Source organism: Lactobacillus sp. (genome assembly GCF_014803895.1).
On sequence record NZ_JAAVAU010000002.1, the window covers coordinates 15448 to 29918 of the forward strand.

Annotated in this window: 16 protein-coding genes; 8 read left to right on the top strand and 8 right to left on the bottom strand. The window is 31.8% G+C overall.

Annotated features, from left to right (window positions below; genetic code table 11):
* Positions 1 to 4: 4 nt before the first annotated feature.
* Positions 5 to 940, top strand: coding sequence for a site-specific integrase (locus tag HDR40_RS00495; RefSeq protein WP_290625225.1), 936 nt, complete (start codon positions 5 to 7; stop codon positions 938 to 940).
* Positions 941 to 973: 33 nt separating this feature from the next.
* On the opposite strand, the gene HDR40_RS00500 is transcribed toward HDR40_RS00495, so the two are convergent.
* The 3 genes from HDR40_RS00500 to HDR40_RS00510 all read right to left on the bottom strand — a co-directional run bounded on the left by HDR40_RS00500 (position 974) and on the right by HDR40_RS00510 (position 4656).
* Positions 974 to 2209: a restriction endonuclease subunit S gene (locus tag HDR40_RS00500; protein ID WP_290625227.1), complete on the bottom strand. Its 1236-nt coding sequence runs from the start codon at positions 2207 to 2209 to the stop codon at positions 974 to 976.
* On the bottom strand, positions 2206 to 3855 hold the full coding sequence (locus tag HDR40_RS00505) for a type I restriction-modification system subunit M (RefSeq protein ID WP_290625229.1): 1650 nt from the start codon (positions 3853 to 3855) through the stop codon (positions 2206 to 2208). Before HDR40_RS00505 ends, HDR40_RS00500 begins: the two co-directional genes overlap by 4 nt.
* Before the next feature lie 369 nt (positions 3856 to 4224).
* Positions 4225 to 4656: a hypothetical protein gene (locus tag HDR40_RS00510; RefSeq protein ID WP_290625231.1), complete on the bottom strand. Its 432-nt coding sequence runs from the start codon at positions 4654 to 4656 to the stop codon at positions 4225 to 4227.
* Positions 4657 to 4773: 117 nt separating this feature from the next.
* On the opposite strand from HDR40_RS00510, the gene HDR40_RS00515 reads away from it, so the two are divergent.
* The 3 genes from HDR40_RS00515 to HDR40_RS00525 all read left to right on the top strand — a co-directional run bounded on the left by HDR40_RS00515 (position 4774) and on the right by HDR40_RS00525 (position 5994).
* Positions 4774 to 5178, top strand: a complete 405-nt coding sequence (locus HDR40_RS00515) for an NUDIX domain-containing protein (RefSeq protein ID WP_290625233.1) — start codon at positions 4774 to 4776, stop codon at positions 5176 to 5178.
* Positions 5179 to 5252: 74 nt separating this feature from the next.
* Positions 5253 to 5390 carry a hypothetical protein gene (locus HDR40_RS00520; protein ID WP_290625235.1) on the top strand — a complete coding sequence of 46 codons (138 nt, stop codon included), beginning with the start codon at positions 5253 to 5255 and terminating at the stop codon, positions 5388 to 5390.
* Between the two features lie 238 nt (positions 5391 to 5628).
* Entirely contained in the window at positions 5629 to 5994 is a 366-nt protein-coding gene (locus tag HDR40_RS00525; RefSeq protein ID WP_290625237.1) for a pyridoxamine 5'-phosphate oxidase family protein, read from the top strand.
* A 47-nt stretch (positions 5995 to 6041) separates the two neighbouring features.
* Here the strand turns inward: HDR40_RS00525 and HDR40_RS00530 are convergent, their stop codons facing one another.
* The gene (locus HDR40_RS00530) at positions 6042 to 6914 is read right to left on the bottom strand and encodes an alpha/beta hydrolase (protein ID WP_290625239.1); all 873 of its coding nucleotides are present in this window, start codon (positions 6912 to 6914) and stop codon (positions 6042 to 6044) included.
* Complete coding sequence (locus tag HDR40_RS00535; protein ID WP_290625242.1) at positions 6907 to 8169, bottom strand: PTS sugar transporter subunit IIC; 1263 nt, start codon at positions 8167 to 8169, stop codon at positions 6907 to 6909. Before HDR40_RS00535 ends, HDR40_RS00530 begins: the two co-directional genes overlap by 8 nt.
* Positions 8170 to 8618: 449 nt before the next feature.
* On the opposite strand from HDR40_RS00535, the gene HDR40_RS00540 reads away from it, so the two are divergent.
* From HDR40_RS00540 to HDR40_RS00550, 3 genes are all read left to right on the top strand, one after another.
* Positions 8619 to 9731, top strand: a complete 1113-nt coding sequence (locus tag HDR40_RS00540) for a 5-methyltetrahydropteroyltriglutamate--homocysteine S-methyltransferase (protein ID WP_290625243.1) — start codon at positions 8619 to 8621, stop codon at positions 9729 to 9731.
* 19 nt (positions 9732 to 9750) lie between these two features.
* A complete protein-coding gene (locus HDR40_RS00545) occupies positions 9751 to 10227 on the top strand; it encodes an S-ribosylhomocysteine lyase (RefSeq protein ID WP_290625245.1) in 477 nt (158 codons plus the stop codon).
* A 309-nt stretch (positions 10228 to 10536) separates the two neighbouring features.
* Positions 10537 to 11532 (top strand): alpha/beta hydrolase, encoded by a 996-nt coding sequence (locus HDR40_RS00550; protein WP_290625247.1) that lies wholly within the window; start codon positions 10537 to 10539, stop codon positions 11530 to 11532.
* Between the two features lie 122 nt (positions 11533 to 11654).
* Here the strand turns inward: HDR40_RS00550 and HDR40_RS00555 are convergent, their stop codons facing one another.
* The 3 genes from HDR40_RS00555 to HDR40_RS00565 form a co-directional block, all read right to left on the bottom strand.
* Positions 11655 to 12503, bottom strand: a complete 849-nt coding sequence (locus HDR40_RS00555; protein ID WP_290625249.1) for an N-acyl homoserine lactonase family protein — start codon at positions 12501 to 12503, stop codon at positions 11655 to 11657.
* A gap of 82 nt (positions 12504 to 12585) precedes the next feature.
* Complete coding sequence (locus HDR40_RS00560) at positions 12586 to 13104, bottom strand: hypothetical protein (protein ID WP_290625251.1); 519 nt, start codon at positions 13102 to 13104, stop codon at positions 12586 to 12588.
* A 55-nt stretch (positions 13105 to 13159) separates the two neighbouring features.
* Positions 13160 to 13585 carry a MerR family transcriptional regulator gene (locus tag HDR40_RS00565; RefSeq protein WP_290625252.1) on the bottom strand — a complete coding sequence of 142 codons (426 nt, stop codon included), beginning with the start codon at positions 13583 to 13585 and terminating at the stop codon, positions 13160 to 13162.
* 90 nt (positions 13586 to 13675) lie between these two features.
* On the opposite strand from HDR40_RS00565, the gene HDR40_RS00570 reads away from it, so the two are divergent.
* On the top strand, positions 13676 to 14398 hold the full coding sequence (locus tag HDR40_RS00570; RefSeq protein WP_290625254.1) for an SDR family oxidoreductase: 723 nt from the start codon (positions 13676 to 13678) through the stop codon (positions 14396 to 14398).
* Positions 14399 to 14471 lie beyond the last annotated feature (73 nt).

Consider the following 14471-nt stretch of genomic DNA (forward strand, 5'->3'; position numbering starts at 1 on the left):
TTAAATGTCACGAAAAAATTATAGTACCAAGTTGTTCTACAAGTATTACTTAGAATGGATTCATCTTTACAAGGATGATGCCGTTCGTTCAGTTACACTAGATAAATATTATTTAGTGCAACGTCGCTTAAAAGAGTTAGCCCCAGATTTGCACATGAATGAGTTAACTCGTCAAAGCTACCAAAAAATTTTAAACCTTTATGCTCAAACCCATGAAAAAGCAACTGTATTAGATTTTCATCATCACTTAAAGGCAAGTATCTTTGATGCAGTTGATGATGGCTTACTAAAAAATTATCCAACACGTAGAGCTATCATTAAAGGACGAACTCCTTCAGAAAAGAAACCAAAGTTTTTAAACTTATTTGATTTACAAAGACTAATTCGCTCTCTTAATTTGAAAGAAGAATTAAGTTGGGATTGGTTCTTTTTACTAGTCGCAAAAAGTGGCTTACGTTTTGCCGAAGCATTAGCTTTGACACCAGAAGATTTCGATTTTGAAAATCAAGTTTTGATTATTAATAAGTCTTGGAATTACAAAGATAAAAATGGTGGCTTCCAACCAACTAAAAATAAGGCATCTAATCGGAAAGTGATGATTGATTGGCATTTAATGCAACAATTTAAAATCTTAATTGAAGATAGAGATAAAAAATTACCAATATTTTTCGACAAAGGCCAACGAGTTTATAATTCTAGCTTAAATAAAAAATTGGCTGGATACTGCGAAAATCTAAAAATACCAAAAATTTCAATCCATGGTCTTCGACATACTCATGCATCTCTCTTACTTTATGAAGGAGTATCAATTGCCAGCGTAGCTAAGAGATTAGGCCATACTAATACAACTACTACTCAAGAAACTTATATTCATATTATTCGCGAACTTGAAAATAAAGATAATGATAAAATTCTCCATCACTTATCTCAATTAATGTAATTAAAAAAGACGCTCTTAATGGGCGTCTTTGTGCTATATAAACATATTTTGGAGTAAGAATTTCTTGATTTTTTTACAGTTATTAATTTGTAAATCTAAATCCATTAAATTTTCATTAATGTTATTAACTATATTGGTTATGCGAATTTGGTTTTCCAAATTTTTAGGAATAGTGATTTTTAAATGTTTTAATGAACGTTGACTAATTCCTTGTGCTGTGCCTCCCGTAGCTAATCTCTGTAAATCATTTTGAACTCTTGGTGTTGATAAAATAAATGCTAAAAAATCATTTGTTATTAGCTTCTCATTTGGAACAAGAGCTATAACTCTTTGACTTAAAATATACTTTTCATTGTCAGGCACTTGAGCAACATTTCCTACCGGAGCTTCGGTTGTTAGCAATACTTGACCTTGATATAACTCATTACCCGTCATCCATATTTTATATAAATCATCATTACCAAAATGTACTGAGGCATTTTTATCTACATAGCCTTGTTTAACATTAAGTGCTGACAATGCTATATGTCCCTTAGTTGACCATGTGGATTTTAATTTTTTAGGCGTTTTTCCACGAAAATCTATAATTTTTTCTATAAGATCTAAAAAATTATATTCTATCCAATCATCGGATTTAGAATTAATAAGTTGTTGAGTAATACCTTTTTTAAAAGACTTTAGCTGTTTCAATTTTCGTTGTTGAAGGGTTAAATTTTCTGAAATTAAAGACATTAATTTAGCAATTTTGTCTTGTTCTAATTTAGAAGCATATGGAATTACAAATTTTCTTAAATTTTTAACTGATAAATTAGGTTGAACTGCACCTTCATCAAATTTTAAAATTTGTTTGTTTCCTACATCAGAATTTAAAATTTGAAATAAATAATGATTATTTATTTTAACTGGTCGAATAAGGACTAAAGAAGATGCGATGGTACCGATTGAAACATCGAGATTTATAGCGTTTTTTCCTAAAGTACCTCTTAAGCAATATACTATATCTCCGATTTTTAACTTAGCACCACGAAGTGAATTAAATTTATCAGGAGTTATTTTCTTACAATTATTTGTATCAATTTTTCCGTTAATCAAATCTCCAGCATTAATAAATGGAATCCCTATTTTTACTAATTCACTTTCTTGCGGATAATTCCGGCCTCTATCACCATTATGAAAAGTAGCTACTTCCCCAAGCTTACGTTGCTCCCAATCGTCAGAAAAGCCCTTAAAGCGCAGTACAGGGGCTTTTTTAGAATCTTGATTCATCATTTATCCTCCGTATTGCTTTCAAAAAACTTAATAATATCGTTTAACCCAGTCATGATTTTTTCATCATCTGAAGTTAATTCTTTGAGCATCCCTACCAACTTCTTCTCATTCTCATCAATTTGAGCTTGAGTTTCAGTCAAGTTAGCTGCTACCTTTTCCAAGTCAACCGGAGGCTCTGGAACGTAAGAATCAATATATCTAGTGATGTTAAGGTTGAAGTCGTTCTCTTTAATTTCCTTATAATCAGCCAAATGAGCATATCTTTCGACATCTTCACGCTTTTCATAAGTTGAAATGACTTTATCAATATCTTCTTTTCTTAATTTATTTTGTTTCTTTTGCTTTTCAAATTCTCTTGAAGCATCAATAAAGAACACACTACGATCAGTCTTATTCTTCTTCAATACGACAATTGTAGTAGGAATTGGCGTGTTAACAAAGATATTTGGTGGTAACCCAATAACTGCATCAATTGAACCATCTTCAAGAAGCTTCTGACGAATCTTCCCTTCACCAGAACCACGGAATAAGACACCATGCGGTAAAACAATTGCCATAGTTCCTGTATTCTTCAAATGATAAAAGCCATGCAATAAAAATGCATAATCTGCCTTGGACTTAGGTGGAAGGACGCCATACTTACTGAAGCGTGGATCATCTAAAAATCCCTTATCAGCTGACCATTTTAATGAATATGGTGGGTTCATTACTACCGCATCAAACATCGTCTCACCAATTGGTGGCCAGTCTGCATCTAATGTATCACCTAATCTTAAGTGTTGATTTTCTGGACTAACCCCGTGCAAGATCATATTCATTCTGGCCAAGTTATAAGTTGAAACATTAATTTCTTGACCATAGTAAACAATACGATTAGGATTTTTCACTAAATCTCTAAAGTTCAAAAGTAAAGAGCCTGACCCCATTGCAGGGTCATAAACTGTTAATTCTGAAGGCTTTTCTTCACCAGCTAAAGTTAAACGGGTTAAAATCTTAGAAACTTCTTGAGGAGTATAGAACTCGCCAGCTTTTTTACCACTTTCAGAAGCAAATTCTCCAATTAAGTATTCATATGCATCCCCGAGAGAGTCTGATTTACTATCCTTGTCTCTATTAACTAACTGAATGTCACGTAATGCCTTCATCACATCCATGATAGTATCAGTTTGCTTTTGTGCATTTGAACCTAAGCGACGAGAATACAAGTCTACATCATCAAATAAGCCTTCAAATTCTTTTCCAGTACTTTCAATATCATTAAAAGCATCACCTAAATCAGAATTTTGGAAAGTTTTAACATTACCATCTTTAGTTCGAGCAGTACCATCAATCTCTTGCATCAAATAAGTAAAAGTATGTTCTGGCTCAATTGTGTAGCGCAAAGAACCTTTTAACTCATCCTTTAAATCTTGGTAATTTTCAGTATAAATTGTTTGTGCTTCTTCCAAAGAAACATCACTATCTTCACCCCAAGAATATTCTTCAACCGCTTGATACAATAATTTATCTGACAAATATTTATAGAAAATCAAACCTAACAAATAATTTTTATATTCATTAGCATCCATCTTTCCTCTTAAAGAGTCTGCCGCACTAAAGAGCGAATTAAATAATTTTGATTTAGAATTTTTAGTAGTTTCAACCATTTTAATCAATCCATCTAATCTAATTTAAGTTAATTTTTCGTTGTGTAGAAAACGAAAATTATTACGCTATACAGTTTAACATAATGCCTTTATCACTCTTCAAATATTATTGCAAATTAAAAAGTTAATTTAAGCTGGACAATCTTCTTGATATGCAGAATTTTTTGACAAAAAACCAGCAAATAATAAAATAAGAGTAAAGAAAAAGAAGCCAGCTGCCAACTGACTTCCTTCATAGTAGAATTGCTTATAAGCAATTGACTCTTAATTTTGTTAATAGTAACCGCTAGTCTGCCCGGCTAAAGCGGTTTTTTGTTTACTTATCTTTTTTATTGCTCAAAAAAGCCGCCCAACCAGGCGACTACCCTACTAACCAATAAATCTTTCTAAAATACCAATTAAAATTTCTAAAAATATCTGAAAAATTGTGATAGCCACAATTACAATACCACCCATCAAAATTAATGATATATGGAACTTAAGGTATAAGAATACAATTGCAGCCCCAATAATTATTATCGACAATAAGACAGCGATTATTGTAACTTTTTTATTACCACCACTCATTGCTTCTTCTAACACTTCATCATCATGATTAGGAAACCATTCTTTCTGCCAATTATTAATTAAGTGCTTAGCAATAATCAGTATGATAAACAAACTTACCATACACATCTTAGCCATAAAGTTCTCATCTTGACTTAAGCCTAAGTACATAAAACTAATACCAAACATCAATTGGAATAAAGTTCCTAACATTTCTAATCTTTTTAGCAACTGATCTGCGTCGATTTTCTTCACAAAATCCTCCAAATAACAAAATTTCTTTTACTTTTATCCTATTATAACCAAAATTAAGTGCTAAAATAGTTTTATTCTAAAAAGTTATAGCTACAAATTATTTTATAGGGGATGCGTATGGAATATTCAGCTGGTGCAATTATCTACCGCAAAATAAATAATAAACATGAATTTTTAATTGTTCAAAGTCTCTGGCATAAAACTTGGGGTTTTCCTAAAGGACATCTGAAAGACAATGAAACTAATTTACAAGCTGCTCATCGTGAAGTATTTGAAGAAACCGGTCTTAAGCCAGACTTTCTTTCAAAATTTAAAACTAGTCTAATCTATCCGGTTGCTTCTGGGCAAGACAAAACAGTTACTTTATTCTTAGCTCAATTTAACGAAAATCAGACTCCTAATTGGCAACCTGAAGAAATTGTCGATGGAAAGTGGGTAAATTTAGAAGTAGCAGAAAAGATGCTCTCTCGCCCAGCCTTAGTTGATTGTCTCAAAAAAGCTGATCATTTTTTAAAGAAGTAAATTAGTATAACTATTTCCTTTCAGTTTATCTCATGATAAAATACCTTAACATCTAAAATACTGCGAGGGATTTTATGAAGAAAAGTACATTACTATTTATCGGAACAATTGCTATCCTCAGTCTTGCAAGTTATGGTATCAATTGGTCAACTATTAGTTATCATATTCCTGCAATTCAAAATGCACTTTCCCATATTCCATTATTTAGATAATTTACATCGAGATTTTCTCGATGTTTTTTTAATCAAAAAATAATTTTAAATTTTTTTGCTATTTTTCTAAAATTTAGTTATTTTATTTTTCTTTATTTATCAGTATTAGCGTCTCTCCTTTTTATTACTCATACTTAAAATATCTATATTTTTCAAGGTCAATGTTTTTTTAAACTTAAAAATATGGTGTATACTTATTAATTGAAAGTACTATATTAATAAAAAAAGAGGTAATATTATGAAAAAATTAGACTCAACTACACTTACTGACAAGCAAAAGGAATTCTTCAAGACTCACTTGGCTTACTTATCAACTGTAGATGCCAATGGTAATCCTCAAGTTGGTCCTAAGCAATCTATGCACGTGCTTGATGACAATCATTTACAATACTTAGAAAAAACTAAGGCTCACGCATACGAAAACTTGAAGAATGGTTCAAAAGCTGCTGTAGTAGTTGCAGATGAACCAAGTCATACTAACGTACGTATTATCGGTACTGCTACCATCCATGAAGATGACGATTACCAAAAGAAGATTGCTACAGAAGCTGGTGCTCCTCAAGCTTACGTTGTTGATATTGAAATTGAAGAAATCGACGAATAATTAATTAATCCACAAAAAAACAACTTCCTCGCAAGGAAGTTGTTTTTTTAGTTGTTTTGTTTATTATTTGCCTTATCTTGGTTATTTCTACCCTGATTATTATTCATTTCAGGATGTAAAATATACTTTTGAATCAAATCTAAAACTTCACTATTTTGTGGTAAAGCTGAGTGCTGAGCTAATTTACCTGTAACAGTAATTTGAGTATATCTCTTTACCACATCTTGGTATATATACTTACCTGCTAAGACACTACTTACAGGCACTAACCCATCCTCAACATAATTCTCAGATCCGGCAATAGAATACATAATTAAATTACTTGGCAAATTTTTTCGATATTTAATAAAGTCTTTTAACATTTCTGTTTTACGAGATGTTGGTTCTGCAAAGTTATATGGCGTACCAATTGTCATCAATCGCTTAATCTTAATTTGTCGTTCATTAAAATAGTGTTCAAGATAATAAGTATAAATCAAACCACCATTTGAGTGACCGATTCCCTTAAAATTATTAAAATTATAAGTCTGCTTCAGTAGATTGAAAGCTTTACTAAACATCTTCGCTTGCTTTTTAATATTGCTATAGCCATCTTTATTATTTTCAAAGCCAACAACGATAAATGGTTCTTTATCACCTTTTTTTATATGTCCGTAATAAGAAATTTTGCCATTATTAAAAACTTTAACCTTAAGTAAACTATGTTGATGTTTTTCTTTTTTATTAATATTTTTTACTAAAGTATCAAACCGATTAATTGATGCACTACTACCTGGAATAAGAATAACTGGTGATAATTCAGAGTTTTGTCGATTTTTTAAGGTAGTTACGCTATTTTTAGTCCAACAATATGATGCAACTGCAAAGATACCAATCACAAGAGTCATAACTAAAATTAAAATTTTTTGACTTTTACGCATGTTGGTCACCCTTTTCATCTGCAATCAAACGATCATCAACTACATCCGCTAATTTAACAAATGGTATATATATCAGCACATCTATAATTAATAATAAAATTGAAAAGATAAAGGCATAAATATTACCACCTGAACCAATTAAAGGAATCAATATACTTGGTGTTACAGTAGGAACAGGATAAACCAATGGTGGCATCACTCTAAAGTAGATAACTACACTTGCCAAGACTATATTTATAATTGGTACAAAGACAAAGGGAATTATATAAATAGGATTAAAAGGTAAGCCAATTCCAAAATCTAATGCTCCTGGAATATTAAAAAATGCAGGCGCAGCAGCTATATCAGCCATTCTTCGCATATATTTACGTCTACTTACCCATAAAATTGCAATCAATAGTGCCAAACTACCAAATTGTGCAAAACCACTATATAAAGCGGAGGGCGTAAAAGGATAAGGTATTCCCCAGCTAGTTTTATGAGTTAAAGCATAATTCAAATTAGCCATTGTCTCACTATCGTATATTTTACTAGAAACTGACATTAAATCAGGAAAACCAAACCAAGTAACAATTGTTACTAATAAAGAAATAATAATATTTAACATATAGTTACTGCGTTGGCTGATAAATGAAGTTATACCTTGAGAAACAGTATTATCAATTCCAAAGAACCCAAATATTCTAAAAACAATATGAAAAATTAAAGTGGGAATAATTACTAATAGAATCGGTTTTAAATTATATAAAACTATTTGTAAAATACTTTCACGGTTTTGGTTATCACTTTTCCATAAGTCATGTCCAAATTTTACAAATACCTTACCCACTATATAGCCTAGGATAACGCCAATTAAAAACCAACTAACACCGTAGTATTGTTCATTATTGACACCATTACGATAAAATAATAATACATAACTTCCTACTGCTACTAAAGAACCTAAGATTCCTTCATATCCATGGCGCTTAGTTACTAAATAGGCACTAACTAATGCTGAATAAGGTGCTAGCCATCCAGTAGAAACATTGACTATATCACTAAATATCATGCGATAAAATCTATAGTTAGGAAGGTTGTTAATCTTTATTAAACTTCCTAAATACCCATTAGTAGAGAATAAACTTTCACTCAATAGCTGAGCAAAACTCCCAATTAAAACAATTGGAAATAAAATCAACATTGTCCGTTGCAAGATACGAATAAATTCTATTTTTCTGAACCGGACTGTCCAGTTAACTAATTTATCAGTCACATTCCGTCATCTTCCTTTTTTGTTTTAATTATACTTTTATAGAATTACAAAACCAATACATTCTAATAATTTTCATTTTTTATTAAAAAAGTATTGACATTATCAAAGTAAAAGTTTTATTATAATGACAACAAAATTACAAAAAGCAGAGAAAAGATGAGTAACTTTTTAATCTTTCTACAGAAAACTGGAATGATGAGAGCCAGTGATTGCATTAATAAGTGAATATGGTCTTAGAGCTTAAATGAAATGCGAGCCAATAAGGTTAGCAGGACACGATTGATGCCCGATAAAGCATCCGAGTATTCCTTTTGAGGAGCACTTAGTAAGGGTCTTATTGTGAAATAAGACTAAATTTCAGGGTGGTAACACGCAAAAGCGTCCCTAAAGATGAGTCTACAAACTTGTCTTTAGAGGCGCTTTTTTATTTATTTTTAAGGAGAATTAAAATGAGTAAATTACATTATGACATTGTTGGTAGTTTTTTAAGACCAAAAGACTTAAAAAATGCTCGAGCTGATTTTGAAGATGGCAAGATTTCTAAATATGAACTAGTTGAGGTGGAAAATAAAAATATTAAAAAGTTAGTTGATCAAGAAATTGCAGCTGGCTTAAAAATTGTAACTGATGGAGAATTCCGTAGAAGTTACTGGCATCTTGATACCTTCTGGGGCTTTAATGGTATTGCTCATATTCAAAAGAAACATGGTTATCTTTTCCATGATGAAGAAACTAGGAAAGATTCCGCTATCGTAAATGGCAAAATTAGTTTTAGTGGTGATCATCCAGATTTAGAAGCCTTCAAATTTTTGAGAAACATTACTAAAGATAAGAATGTAATTCCTCGTCAAAGTATCCCTTCCCCCGCTCAATTTTATTCAGAATTAATCCGGGATCAAGATAATATCACGGCAGTTAAAAAATATTATCCAAATGAAGAAGATTTATTTACTGATATTTCTACCGCTTATCGTAATTTAATTCTTGCTCTCTATGAAGCTGGTTGTCGCGATTTAAAGTTAGATGACTGTACTTGGGGTGTACTTGTTGATCAAAATTTACTAGCTATTTACGAATCACTTGGTTTTACTCAAAACCAACTCTGTAAAATATTTTTGAAACTCAATAACGATGCTATCGATAATTTACCAGATGACTTACGGATTTCAACTCATATCTGCCGAGGAAACTATCATTCTACTTGGGCAACAAGTGGTGGCTATGATGCCGTGGCAGATTACGTTTTTGCAAAAGAAAATGTCGATGCTTTCTACTTAGAGTTTGACGACGAAAGAAGTGGTCACTTTGATCCAATTGCAAAAATTCCTGCTGACAAAGAAGTGGTTCTTGGTATTGTCACCAGTAAAAAGCCAGAATTAGAAGATCCTACAAAGTTAAAAGAACGCATTAAGGAGGCGACGGCATTTCATAATTTAGACAAGCTTGCTCTTTCTACCCAATGTGGTTTCTCTTCTACAGAAGAAGGAAACAAATTAACTGACAAAGAACAATGGGACAAGATAAACTTAGTATTAAATACTGCTAATGAAATTTGGAATTAATTGAAAGGAATAATTTATTATGGCAAAAGTTGAAAGTTTTACATTAGATCACACCAAAGTTAAGGCACCTTATGTTCGTTTAATTACTGTTGAAACTGGTCCTAAAGGCGACAAGATTAGTAATTATGACTTACGCTTAGTCCAACCAAATGAAAATGCTATTCCTACCGCTGGACTCCACACTATTGAACATCTTTTAGCCGGATTGCTTCGTGACCGATTAGATGGGGTCATTGACTGTTCTCCATTTGGTTGTCGAACTGGATTTCATTTAATTACTTGGGGTGAACACTCAACTACTGAGGTAGCGCAAGCTCTTAAATCTTCTCTTGAAGAAATTGCTTATAAAACTCAATGGGAAGATGTACAAGGTACCACTATCGAAAGCTGTGGTAATTATCGCGATCACTCTCTCTTTTCTGCTAAAGAATGGTCTAAGAAAATTTTAGAGGAAGGTATTTCTGATAAACCTTTTGAAAGACACGTTGTTGAATAATTTTTAGAAAGAAGAATTCCTATGCCAGAAAAAACCAGCCATCTCTATTTCCTAACTCGTTTCTCTATTCTTAATAACCTTTATCAGTGGTTATTTTCTGGAGTGAATTCTAACAAAAATGTTCCCTCTCCCCTTAATAATCTTTATATAAAAAAACATCTTTAACTAAAAAAATATGTCTCTATTAGACATGTTTTTTTACTGCTAATTATTCATTATTCGAATAATTAATTATAGATATTAAATATTTTTAATTGTTCTGCCTAACCTCTATAATTAATATACCAATGAAAAGAAAGGCAGATTACTATGAAAAAATTAAACTTAACAACTGAGTGGGACAAAACCTTTCCTAAAAGTAATAAAGTGAACCATCAAAAAGTCACCTTTCATAATCGCTACGGGATTACTCTAGCTGCTGATATGTACACACCTACGGATATAATTGACAAGATGCCTGCCCTAGCAGTAAGTGGACCATTTGGTGCTGTTAAAGAGCAGGCGTCGGGACTTTATGCTCAAAAAATGGCTGAACGTGGTTTTATAACTATTGCTTTTGACCCATCTTATACTGGTGAAAGTGGTGGTCAGCCTCGTTACATGGCGTCACCAGATATTAATACCGAAGACTTTCAAGCTGCGGTAGACTTTCTTTCTACTCAAGATAACATCGATCCCGAAAAAATTGGTATTATTGGTATTTGTGGCTGGGGTGGCTTAGCCCTTAATACTGCTGCTTTAGATACTCGAATTAAGGCAACTGTTGTTTCAACAATGTATGATATGTCAAGAATTAATGCCAATGGCTACTTTGACAATGAGGATTCCGAACAGAATCGTTATAACAAGAAAGTTGCTTTAAATGAGCAAAGAACTAGAGATTATAAGACTGGGGATTACACCCTTGCCGGTGGTGTCGTTGACCCACTTCCAGATGATGCACCATTCTTTGTTAAAGATTACTACGACTACTACAAAACTAAACGTGGTTACCATAAGCGTTCATTAAATTCTAACAATGGTTGGAACGTAATTGGTACCATGTCCTTCCTTAATCAACCTATTTTACAATATAGTAACGAAATTAGAAGTGCCGTTTTAATCATGCATGGTGATCAGGCACACTCATACTACATGGGTAAAGATGCTTACAAAAATATGATGAAAAATAATCCTAATCCAGAAAACAAGGAATTTTTATCAATTCCAGATGCCGTTCATACTGATTTATACGATGGTGGTAAAGACAACGTCATTCCATTTGATAAAATAACTGATTTCCTTAATAAAAATATGAATAATTAATCAGCAAGAAAAAAACATTGAGGCTAATCTCAATGTTTTTTTGTATAGTAAATTTTTTTCTAGTTCACGCAAACACTTTTTCTACTCAACTCAATCTGTATAATCCGTCACGCTACATACTTCTAAAATGTAATTACATGTGGAGAAACTTCCTCACCATGACATGCAAGAGATTCGACACAATTCTTATTTAAGCTCTCTTTTCTAATCCATTCTAAAGATTTCTTTTGAGCAGGTTTATCGGTAGAAATTCCCGAAGTAATCATTTCTTTCCATGACTTTTCACCATATCCACCATCGCCATAATATAAGAAAAACTTCCCTGTATCTGGATTAGTAATCTTTGTCGCTACTAAACCATCAGTATGGCCAGGAATGTTAATTAATTCAACAGTTTTATCGCCAAATAAATCATATGATCTTTTAAAAGGTCCTTCATTATCATTCCAGTCGTACAAATCCAAATCTACACCTTCCCACCATTTTTTCTTGAAGCGGAAAGTAGAATGTTTTTGTGCATATTCATACTCTGTTCTTGCAACCATGATCTGTTTAGCTGCTTTAAATTGTCTTAGACCATTAGCATGATCACAATCTAAATGCGAAATTACTACATAATCAATATCAGAAGGCTTAATACCCATGCGCGCTAATTGTTCACTAGCTGTCATGCCTTTTGGTACCATTCCTTTATTTACACGATAGAGAATATAAGAACCTAAAGACTCTATTTGAGCTTTTTTATCATATACACCATCAGGACTCATCGACTTATCCCAGCCTGTATCTAAAAGCAATAATCCTTTAGGAGTCTCAACTAAAAATACCGCTACAGGCAACCAAATTTCTCGTTTAGCACTTTCTAATATACCAGCAGCTTTAAACAAAGAACAATGATCACCACCAAAAGCTAATTCTGGAGCAATTCTTACTTTTCCTGTATGCAAAACATGAATTTTATATTGAGACATTTGTAATACCTGCTTTCTTAATTTGATAGATTTATTCTAAATGAGCAGATATTAAAAAACAGAACATAATTTAAGAATGTGTCTAATTTTCTAAAATTTTTAGTGCTTTGACCACAATTTCTTGAATTTGTTGTTGACTAAATTGTTCAGAATTAAGTAGATAGTAATCAAATGCAGCAATTACTTCTGAAGCCACCATTTCATAAATCAATTCCTTCTGTGGCAAACCACGTCTACGTAAATTATCTTTAATGGCGTTTTTCCATTTTTCAATAAATCTCGCATTAGGATTATATTTTGTTAAAACTAAAATTTCATTCTTATGTTCACTAACAAAATCAACTACGTCAGTAAAATACGCAAAATCTGCTGGTTTATTTCGATGACTATCCGTAATTTTTTTATCCTTTGTACTTAGCTGCTCAACCAAATTATTTTCAATTTCTTCTAAAACTTCATCAATATTATTGTAGTAAGTATAAAATGTACTTCTACCAATCTGAGCTTGTTGGCACAACTTTTTAACAGAAATTTGTGTAAGATTTTCTTTAATTAGTAATTCAATTAGCGCTTTTTTTAACGATCCTTGTGCTTTTGTCATATTTTTATTCTCAAATATTTAAACAGATTTTAAAGTAAACAATAAACTCAATTGTTTACTTTTCATATTGCACACGATAGATTTTTTCCATTTTTTCACAATGAAGCGGATCATTTTTAGAAACAAACTTATCTATATTTTGATAGTACCAAATTTTATAATCAGCCCACCACATTTCTTCCTGAAGTTCTGTCATTCTTCTACTTAGAATTTCTTTTTGTTGCTTAAATAATTTTATACGTGCTTCCTCATTATTATCAGTTTGAAAAATTTTCATGTATGATTTTATTTTTTTAATACTCATTCCCGCTTTTTTTAGACAATCAATCGATTTAATAAGTTCAATATCTTGATCATTATAAATACGTTGTCCTAATTTATCTCTTTTAATATTTATAATTAAACCCTCTTTTTCGTAATAACGAAGTGTATAAGGGCTAAGATTTGTTCTTTGACTACATTCTTTAATTGAATAATTCATAAAAAATTTCTCTTTTCTGCTTGTCTTAGAGCTTACCCTAAGGGTTAAGATAATAATTGTCAATATTAATAAAAAGAAAGAAGAAAATAAATGAAAAATTTAGTTGTAATCACTGGTGCTAGTTCAGGATTTGGAAAAGCTATGGCTAAAGAATTTAGTAAAGCTGGTTATCCATTATTATTAATTGCTCGTCGAGTTGAATTATTAGAACAGATGGACTTACCTAATACAATATGTAAAAAAGTTGATGTTCGTGATAAAGAAGCTTTTCAACAAGCTATTGATGAAGCAACTAAACAATATGGCGCAGCCGATTTATTGATTAATAACGCTGGTATTATGCTTTTAGGAAATATTGAAACTCAAAATAGCCAAGAATGGCAAGATATGCTTGATATTAATGTTATGGGGACACTTAATGGAATGCAAGCAGTAATAAATGAAATGAAAAAACGCCAACATGGAACCATTGTTAACTTTTCTTCATTAGCTGGAGTCAAAACATTTGTAAATCACGCTGTATATTGTGCCACAAAATTTGGTATAGAAGGTTTATCAGAAACAGCTCGTGAAGAACTAGCACCTTACAATGTCAGAGTAATGCGTATTGCCCCAGGTGCTGTTAATACTGAATTATTAAGTCATACTACTGACTCTAAAATTAAAAAGAATTATAATGCGTGGCTAGAAGAAACTGGGGTAGGTAGCATTACTCCAGAAGATATTGCAAGAACAGTTCGTTTTGCTTATGAAATGCCACAAAGTGTAAATTTAAGAGAAATCCAAATTTCTGATACACGCCAAGATTCTTAAAAATAAAAGCACGATAAAATTCATTAAGAAAATTATCGTGCTTTTATATCTTTAAAGGTTATTTAAACTTCCA

Bases quoted from the DNA above. Each gene is read 5' to 3' on its own strand.
- HDR40_RS00495 (WP_290625225.1), top strand. From the start codon at position 5: ATGTCACGAAAAAATTATAGTACCAAGTTGTTCTACAAGTATTACTTA.
- HDR40_RS00500 (WP_290625227.1), bottom strand. From the start codon at position 2,209: ATGATGAATCAAGATTCTAAAAAAGCCCCTGTACTGCGCTTTAAGGGC.
- HDR40_RS00505 (WP_290625229.1), bottom strand. From the start codon at position 3,855: ATGGTTGAAACTACTAAAAATTCTAAATCAAAATTATTTAATTCGCTC.
- HDR40_RS00515 (WP_290625233.1), top strand. From the start codon at position 4,774: ATGGAATATTCAGCTGGTGCAATTATCTACCGCAAAATAAATAATAAA.
- HDR40_RS00520 (WP_290625235.1), top strand. From the start codon at position 5,253: ATGAAGAAAAGTACATTACTATTTATCGGAACAATTGCTATCCTCAGT.
- HDR40_RS00525 (WP_290625237.1), top strand. From the start codon at position 5,629: ATGAAAAAATTAGACTCAACTACACTTACTGACAAGCAAAAGGAATTC.
- HDR40_RS00530 (WP_290625239.1), bottom strand. From the start codon at position 6,914: ATGCGTAAAAGTCAAAAAATTTTAATTTTAGTTATGACTCTTGTGATT.
- HDR40_RS00540 (WP_290625243.1), top strand. From the start codon at position 8,619: ATGAGTAAATTACATTATGACATTGTTGGTAGTTTTTTAAGACCAAAA.
- HDR40_RS00545 (WP_290625245.1), top strand. From the start codon at position 9,751: ATGGCAAAAGTTGAAAGTTTTACATTAGATCACACCAAAGTTAAGGCA.
- HDR40_RS00550 (WP_290625247.1), top strand. From the start codon at position 10,537: ATGAAAAAATTAAACTTAACAACTGAGTGGGACAAAACCTTTCCTAAA.
- HDR40_RS00555 (WP_290625249.1), bottom strand. From the start codon at position 12,503: ATGTCTCAATATAAAATTCATGTTTTGCATACAGGAAAAGTAAGAATT.
- HDR40_RS00560 (WP_290625251.1), bottom strand. From the start codon at position 13,104: ATGACAAAAGCACAAGGATCGTTAAAAAAAGCGCTAATTGAATTACTA.
- HDR40_RS00565 (WP_290625252.1), bottom strand. From the start codon at position 13,585: ATGAATTATTCAATTAAAGAATGTAGTCAAAGAACAAATCTTAGCCCT.
- HDR40_RS00570 (WP_290625254.1), top strand. From the start codon at position 13,676: ATGAAAAATTTAGTTGTAATCACTGGTGCTAGTTCAGGATTTGGAAAA.